This window comes from Phyllobacterium sp. P5_D12, assembly GCF_054049495.1.
This window is the reverse complement of the sequence record NZ_JBFUMG010000213.1, coordinates 1-7,369: the sequence shown is the minus strand read 5'-3', so window position 1 is coordinate 7,369 and position 7,369 is coordinate 1. Positions and strand designations below refer to the sequence as shown.

General features: G+C 56.0%; 10 protein-coding genes and 1 pseudogene. 7 read left to right on the top strand and 4 right to left on the bottom strand.

The window, feature by feature from the left end:
- Positions 1-1,256 (top strand): sodium/proton-translocating pyrophosphatase (locus ACXJ5O_RS14820; RefSeq protein WP_457300547.1); only part of this gene is annotated, 1,256 nt, incomplete at its 5' end.
- Between the two features lie 56 nt (positions 1,257-1,312).
- On the opposite strand, the gene ACXJ5O_RS14815 is transcribed toward ACXJ5O_RS14820, so the two are convergent.
- Entirely contained in the window at positions 1,313-1,837 is a 525-nt protein-coding gene (locus tag ACXJ5O_RS14815; RefSeq protein WP_376772051.1) for an outer membrane protein assembly factor BamE, read from the bottom strand.
- 125 nt (positions 1,838-1,962) lie between these two features.
- Between ACXJ5O_RS14815 and ACXJ5O_RS14810 the strand changes: the two genes are divergently transcribed.
- The 6 genes from ACXJ5O_RS14810 to ACXJ5O_RS14785 all read left to right on the top strand — a co-directional run bounded on the left by ACXJ5O_RS14810 (position 1,963) and on the right by ACXJ5O_RS14785 (position 6,369).
- On the top strand, positions 1,963-2,520 hold the full coding sequence (locus ACXJ5O_RS14810; protein ID WP_457300546.1) for a ubiquinol-cytochrome C chaperone family protein: 558 nt from the start codon (positions 1,963-1,965) through the stop codon (positions 2,518-2,520).
- Positions 2,521-2,535: 15 nt separating this feature from the next.
- Positions 2,536-3,105, top strand: coding sequence for a YceD family protein (locus tag ACXJ5O_RS14805; RefSeq protein WP_457300545.1), 570 nt, complete (start codon positions 2,536-2,538; stop codon positions 3,103-3,105).
- Positions 3,106-3,181: 76 nt separating this feature from the next.
- Positions 3,182-4,267, top strand: coding sequence for a phosphate acyltransferase PlsX (gene plsX / locus ACXJ5O_RS14800; protein WP_457300544.1), 1,086 nt, complete (start codon positions 3,182-3,184; stop codon positions 4,265-4,267).
- Positions 4,264-5,235 carry a beta-ketoacyl-ACP synthase III gene (locus ACXJ5O_RS14795; protein ID WP_457300543.1) on the top strand — a complete coding sequence of 324 codons (972 nt, stop codon included), beginning with the start codon at positions 4,264-4,266 and terminating at the stop codon, positions 5,233-5,235. The genes plsX and ACXJ5O_RS14795 overlap by 4 nt, the downstream gene beginning before the upstream one ends.
- A gap of 121 nt (positions 5,236-5,356) precedes the next feature.
- Complete coding sequence (locus ACXJ5O_RS14790) at positions 5,357-5,677, top strand: integration host factor subunit alpha (protein ID WP_106716952.1); 321 nt, start codon at positions 5,357-5,359, stop codon at positions 5,675-5,677.
- Between the two features lie 134 nt (positions 5,678-5,811).
- Positions 5,812-6,369: a MerR family transcriptional regulator gene (locus ACXJ5O_RS14785; protein WP_112530843.1), complete on the top strand. Its 558-nt coding sequence runs from the start codon at positions 5,812-5,814 to the stop codon at positions 6,367-6,369.
- A gap of 138 nt (positions 6,370-6,507) precedes the next feature.
- On the opposite strand, the gene ACXJ5O_RS14780 is transcribed toward ACXJ5O_RS14785, so the two are convergent.
- From ACXJ5O_RS14780 to ACXJ5O_RS14770, 3 genes and pseudogenes are all read right to left on the bottom strand, one after another.
- On the bottom strand, positions 6,508-6,819 hold the full coding sequence (locus tag ACXJ5O_RS14780; protein ID WP_457300542.1) for a hypothetical protein: 312 nt from the start codon (positions 6,817-6,819) through the stop codon (positions 6,508-6,510).
- Positions 6,820-6,836: 17 nt separating this feature from the next.
- On the bottom strand, positions 6,837-7,088 hold the full coding sequence (locus ACXJ5O_RS14775) for a hypothetical protein (RefSeq protein WP_112551317.1): 252 nt from the start codon (positions 7,086-7,088) through the stop codon (positions 6,837-6,839).
- Positions 7,089-7,133: 45 nt separating this feature from the next.
- A pseudogene (locus ACXJ5O_RS14770) lies at positions 7,134-7,369 on the bottom strand (hypothetical protein); the annotation flags it as partial.

The following is a 7,369-nucleotide window of genomic DNA, read 5'->3' as shown; positions in this document are numbered from 1 at the left end:
CGGGGCTTCTGTCGATCCTCGGCCTTGCGGCGGCAACTTCCGCAACTGTCGGCTGGGGTGAGATCGGCACGGTCGCCGGCATGTCCATCACTGGAACCAACCTGTTCATTTGCGGCCTGATCGGGCTCGTCGTGACGGGTTTGATCGTGGTGATTACCGAATACTATACCGGCACCAACAAGCGTCCGGTGAATTCGATTGCGCAGGCGTCAGTCACAGGGCATGGCACGAACGTTATCCAGGGCCTAGCCGTCTCGCTTGAATCGACTGCGCTACCGGCACTGGTTATCGTTGGTGGTATCATTTCGACCTATCAGCTTGCTGGCCTATTCGGCACGGGTATCGCGGTGACGGCTATGCTCGGTATTGCCGGCATGATCGTTGCGCTCGATGCCTTCGGACCGGTTACCGACAACGCCGGTGGTATCGCGGAAATGGCTGGGCTCGACCCTGAGGTTCGCAAATCTACTGATGCGCTCGATGCGGTTGGCAATACGACGAAAGCCGTCACCAAGGGTTATGCAATCGGTTCTGCCGGTCTTGGTGCGCTGGTTCTGTTCGCGGCCTATTCCAATGACTTGCAGTTCTTCATTGCTGAAGCCAACAAGGAAGGGGCGACCGCTTTCTCCTACTTCAAGGGAATCGGTACCGTATCGTTCGAGCTGTCCAACCCTTACGTGGTTGCCGGTCTCATTTTCGGTGGCCTTATCCCCTATCTCTTCGGCGGTATTGCAATGACGGCGGTTGGTCGCGCTGCAGGCTCCGTTGTGGAGGAGGTACGCCGCCAGTTCCGCGAAAAGCCAGGCATCATGCAGGGCACGGAACGGCCAGACTATGCGAGGGCAGTGGACATTCTCACCCGCGCTGCGATCAAGGAAATGGTTGTTCCTTCGCTTCTGCCTGTGCTGGCACCGCTTGTCGTCTATTTCGGCGTGCTGCTGATTTCGGGCTCAAAGGCTTCTGCCTTCGCGGCTCTCGGTGCTTCGCTCCTCGGCGTTATCATCAATGGCATATTCGTTGCCATTTCGATGACGTCAGGCGGTGGTGCCTGGGACAACGCAAAGAAATCCTTCGAAGACGGCTTCGTCGACAAGGACGGAACGCGCCACATGAAGGGTTCGGAAGCGCACAAGGCGTCGGTAACGGGCGATACCGTTGGCGATCCTTACAAGGACACGGCGGGTCCCGCTGTCAATCCGGCGATCAAGATCACCAACATCGTTGCGTTGCTGCTGTTGGCCGTGCTCGCGCACTGATTGCTGATACTCGCCTAACAAAAAACCCGCGAAACATGTTTCGCGGGTTTTGTTTTTTAAGGGTTATCCGGAGCGCCCCCGGTGGGCGTGCCTGAGGCAGAGGGCATTGACGGGGTCTTGCCGACACCTTGCAGCAACTGGCCGAGGAAAGAGAGATCCTTGCCGCCCGTCGGCGTGGTGCGGGAAATGAAGTCGAATACCTTGCCATCCTGCAATCCATAATTGGAGACGCTGGAAACTTTGCTGTCCTTGTCGAAATAGACGGCCAGAATGCGGCGTTCCGTGACCTTGGGCTGCATGAAGGCGACGCTGCGATGAGCTTTTTGCGAGATGTAGTAGAAAACCTCATTGTCGAATGTCGCTGTCGTTGACGGACTGCCCAGCGACAGGATCACCTGCTCACGGCTGGAGCCTACAGGAACAAACTCCAGCGCCTTGTCGTCGATGACGTAGCCCTGTGTCAGTGTCTCTGATGGATTGAGGTTGGCAGTATTGCAGCCAGCGAGCCCCGTAGCCAATAAAAAGGTTCCGGCGAGAAGGTATTCCCTTGAACAACCGGTCTTGAAAATCCGCTGCAGCAACGACATCTCCATTTCAATCTGGGCGCAAGTCTTTCGCTGCCCGCAGAACTTCGGTAAACCACCTTGAAGTCCGATGCAACACGCGACTCGTGATGCATGGGAGACTCAAGTTAGGGCCTAACTACATGATTCTCAGTCTATTCAGCCGCAAGGCCAAAGCAAATGAGGCGATTACCATTGCCCTCTACGATGCGATCGTGGCAGCGGCGCGGCAGCCGTATTTTTATTCTGACCTCGACGTGCCGGATTCGCCGCTTGGCCGGTATGAAATGCTTTCCCTGCATGTTTACCTGTTTGTCAGGCGTATCAAGGGCAGGAGCCCTGCACTGAAAGCGATCGGCCAGGAAGTGACGGACGAATTTTTCAGGGATGTCGATCATTCCTTGCGCGAGCTCGGCATCGGGGATTCGGGTGTGCCCAAGCGCATGAAGAAACTGGCGCGGATGTTTTACGGCCGTATCGAATCCTACGACAAGGCGCTTGAAAGCAATGATCACCCGGCATTGATTGCCGCGCTAGCTCGCAATATCCGGCCCGACAGCGACAGCTGGTCAGGTGCAACTAGGCTGGCGGATTATGTAGAGCAGGTGGTCCGGTTGCTGGAGAACCAGCCCGATGATGTGCTCGCGAGTGGAAAAGTGATATTTCCTGATCCAGGTGCTCTTGAAACATCGCAGAATTGAAAGGGGGAAAGCAATATGACGACAAGAAAAACCGATGGAGCATTAAGCTTTCCTGTTTCCGTCAGCCGCTTGCCGCAAAAGGGAGTCACCATAAAGATCAATGCCGATCAACGTGAGCGCGATGCATTGCGCGACTTTCACGAATTGGAGGATGTCAAATCGTTCAAGGCCGATCTGCAGATCATGCCTTGGAAAAAGGACGGCATTCGCGTTCGGGGTACGGTGAAAGCAGAGATCGTCCAGTCATGTATCGTAACGCTGGAACCGATCGATGCGACCGTCAACGCGGAGATCGATACGCTCTTCGTGCCGGAAAACTCCCGGCTTGCCCGTTTGCCGCTTGATGAGAATGGCGAACTCATCATCGACGCCGAGGGGCCCGATGCACCGGAGACGTTTTCCGGTGACAGGCTCGATGCAGGAGCTATCGCCGAGGAGTTTTTTGAACTTGCGATCGATCCCTATCCACGCAAGCAGGAAATCGAAGACGCACCGCCAGTCGTGGCGCGTTTTGGCGAAGATGACGAGGCTGAAAAACCCGCCAATCCGTTCGCTGGTCTGAAGGATTGGAAACAGAACACTTGATTGGTGCCATGTCCTCGGCATAAGTAATGCCGCCCGGATAGGCGCATCCGTACTGAACAGGACAGGACAATCGAGAGTGATCAGAATTTCCATTGATGCCATGGGCGGTGATTTCGGTCCATCGATCGTCATTCCCGGCATGGCAACGGCGCTGGAGCGCCATCCTGATATCAGGTTCGTGATTTTTGGACGAGAAGAAGAGGTCCAGCCGCACCTGGCAAAACATCAGGCACTGTCCAACGCCTCGACTTTCCACCATTGCGATGTGTCCGTGCGCATGGACGAGAAGCCGAGCCAGGCTTTGCGCAACGGCCGCTGGAAATCGTCCATGTGGCGTTCGATCGAGGCCGTAAAGACGGGCGAGGCAGATGTCTGCGTTTCTGCCGGCAATACCGGCGCGCTCATGGCAATGTCGAAGTTCTGCCTGCGTACGATGGCAAATGTAGAGCGTCCCGCCATCGCGGGCATATGGCCGACTTTGCGCGGTGAAAGCATTGTGCTCGATATAGGCGCTACGATCGGCGCCGATGCGCAGCAACTCGTGGACTACGCTGTGATGGGAGCCGCCATGGCGCGCTCCCTTTTTGACATCGAGCGTCCCACGATTGGCCTTCTGAACGTCGGCGTGGAAGAGATCAAGGGGCAGGACGACGTCAAGGACGCGGCGCGTATTCTGCGCGAAATTCCGTTGCCCAGCCTCGAATATTACGGCTTCGTCGAGGGTGACGACATCGGCAAGGGCACGGTGGATGTCGTTGTCACGGAAGGGTTCACCGGGAATATCGCGCTCAAGGCAGCAGAAGGTACAGCCAAGCAATATACGCAGTATCTGCGCGAGGCCATGAGCCGCACGTTGATGGCGAAGATTGGATATATTTTCGCCAGGGGTGCGTTCAACCGTCTGCGTGAGAAGCTTGACCCGCGCAAGACCAATGGCGGCGTGTTCCTTGGCCTTAATGGTGTCGTCATCAAGAGCCATGGTGGCACGGACGCGCTGGGCTTTGCCTCCGCCATCGATGTTGGTTATGACATGGCTCACAACAAGCTTCTCGACAAGATCRCTGCAGATCTCACGCATTTCCACAAGGGTCCGGTCGGCGTCGCCTTCAAAGACGAAGCTGACAACGACACAGAAGCCGAAATACAACAGGAAGTTAAATGATCAGATCAGTTGTTAAAGGTATAGGGGCGGCCAAGCCGGCACGCCTGGTCAAGAATGCTGATCTGGAAGGCATTGTCGAGACGAGCGACGAATGGATCGTCCAGCGTACGGGTATCCGCCAGCGTTATATTGCTGGTGAGGGTGAGACGACGGCTTCGCTCGGCGAGGCAGCAGCACGGGCCGCGCTGGACAATGCCGGTCTCACGCCGGACGATATCGATCTGATCATCCTGGCTACTTCGACGCCGGACAACACATTTCCAGCGTCGGCAGTCGATATTCAGGCGCGCCTTGGCATGACGCACGGCTTTGCGTTCGATATGCAGGCGGTGTGCTCCGGCTTCGTCTATGCGATGACCACAGCCGATCTCTATATTCGCGGGGGCATGGCCAAACGCGTTCTGGTCATCGGATCGGAAACGTTTTCCCGTATCCTCGACTGGAAAGACCGCACGACATGCGTGTTGTTCGGCGATGGTGCGGGTGCTGTTGTTCTTGAAGCGGGTGAGGGCCGTGGCCTGACCTCGGATCGAGGCGTCCTCACCGCCAATCTGCGTTCCGATGGGTCGCACAAACAGAAACTATATGTAGACGGTGGACCATCCACGACGCAGACGGTGGGATATCTGCGGATGGAGGGTCGGGAGGTGTTCAAGCATGCCGTCGGCATGGTCACCGATGTGATCGAAGCGGCGTTTTCCGAGGCAGGAATTACTGCTGCGGACATTGATTGGTTCGTCCCGCACCAGGCCAACAAGCGGATCATCGACGCTACCGCGAAGAAGCTTGATCTCCCTGACGGGAAGGTCGTCATCACTGTCGACCAACACGGAAATACATCAGCCGCTTCAGTACCCTTAGCTCTTGCGGCAGCTGTGGCGGACGGCCGGATCAAGCAAGGCGATCTCGTCCTCCTCGAAGCCATGGGTGGGGGGTTTACGTGGGGTGCAGTTCTGCTACGGTGGTAGCAGGCGGTTAAGCATTGAATTAGTTCACGAACTTTCTCAACACGCTTGCCCGATCCGGTTTCATTCTGTAACTTCCGCTGTCACCTGGTAGTTTTGCAACAAACGAGAGCTTTGAGATCGTATGGGGGGTAAGACCATTACGCGCGCTGATCTGGCTGAAGCGGTCTATCGCAAGGTAGGGCTTTCACGAACGGAATCAGCTTCGCTTGTCGAGACAATTCTCGACGAAGTGTGTGACGCAATTGTTCGTGGCGAGACCGTCAAATTGTCGTCTTTCGCCACGTTCCAGGTAAGAGATAAAAACGAACGCATTGGTCGCAATCCCAAGACGGGTGAAGAGGTTCCAATCCTGCCGCGCCGGGTAATGACGTTCAAGGCATCGAACGTGCTGAAGCAGCGAATTTTGCGCTCGCACCAGACGCGCAAGAAGAAAACAGCCTGAACACGGCTGAATTTGCGTTCTGCACGCTCCGGATGCAAGATTGCTGTGGTGTAGTTTGGCGCCGCGCTTGAAAAATGGTCGATAAACCGCTGAAATAGAGGTCGAATCAGAATTTCTCCTGAGAGGGTGAAATCATGGACAAGAGTCCCGACGCATTTAGAACCATCAGCGAAGTTGCAGAAGATCTCGATCTGCCCCAGCACGTCCTGCGGTTCTGGGAAACACGCTTCACGCACATAAAACCGATGAAACGTGGCGGCGGGCGCCGATATTACCGGCCGCTGGACGTGGACCTGCTGAAGGGGATCCGCCATCTGCTTTACGATCAAGGCTATACGATAAAGGGTGTGCAGCGGCTTCTTCGGGAAAACGGCACGCAATTCATCATAGCGCTCGGCAGCGGCGACACTGCAGCAGCCGAAGCGATCAGCCAGCAAAAGCAGGCCTCGGCCCGTCAGGAAGAGGCGCTTGCCGCCGAGCAGGACCGCGTCGATGCCGACGAGGAAGCCGCCGTCATGGGAACGTCGAAATCCGCGCCTCAAGGCAGGCGTCTCTTCGGACTGATCAAGGGGGACGACGAGGGCCCGGTTGCCGCCGATGGCAAGCGGCTTTCCAAGGACAATCGAACGCTTCTTCAGGAAACGCTGTTTGACCTGCTTGAATGCAAGCGTCTGCTTGATCAGGTCCGTTGATAAAAAAAAGCCCAGCTTCTACCGGAGCAGAAGCTGGGACTCGGGGTTGGCTGTGGGGTTGCAGCCTAGCTGGTTGGGGGACCAGTTTTGTAGGAACGCGGATGTGTCGCAAAGGTTCCGCAAAAAATAATTTTTTTTCTAGCGGGCCAGCATCCCGATAATCACGCCGAGGCCGGCGATGATCATCAGCGTCGAAACCGAATTTTGCGTTGGCGTATTGGCAATTTTCTGAGCCCGATGACCCAAAGCGCTGGCGGCGCGCGCTCCGCGCTCTCTAATCTCATCGAAAGTCGAGCTTTCGTCATCATCCGATAGATTGTCGAGGAATTCGACACCGCGGTCGGACAGGGTTTTGCTAATCGCCGCCAGATCGCGCTTCAAATCGGCGATCTCACTGCGTAATCTTTCCTTGTCCGTCTCGCCCTGCATGGCTTCGGTCATGTCGTCCATGGTAAGTCATCCTTGTATCAACGGCGTGAGAAAAGCCCGAGTAGCAAAGCTGCAGCCGCAATGATCGCGACCGTCGCCACAGGATTCTCCTTGGCGGTATCGGCAGCGTAACGAGCCTGCCTTGATGCGGAGCGCTTCATCTCGTCAAATCGTTCAGATCCCAAATCGGAAAGACTGGCCGAAATCTTGGAAATCTCTTTGCGCAACGCTGCGATCTGCGCCTCGACGTCGCCCTGGATATCATCTGCATTTCTGGAAAACATTGCCATTTTGAAGCTCCTGTTCATTACAGGGCTATAACGGACCGTCAGCGCTTATGTTCCGCTGTAATGCGAGACAGGTGCGGAATTGATCGACGCTTTGCCCTCCCAGAGCGGTAATCCTATCGACTTTGCTACTTCGGGGTCCGCCGTATAAACGGGATATCCCTGACGCAGCAGCGTCAACAATATTTCGCTGTCCATCTCTACGTGGAGGCGGGACAAATTTTCCTGGTTATAGACATGTCCGGTCGATTGCGGGTTGATTCCGCTGATGATCACGGCCGTGG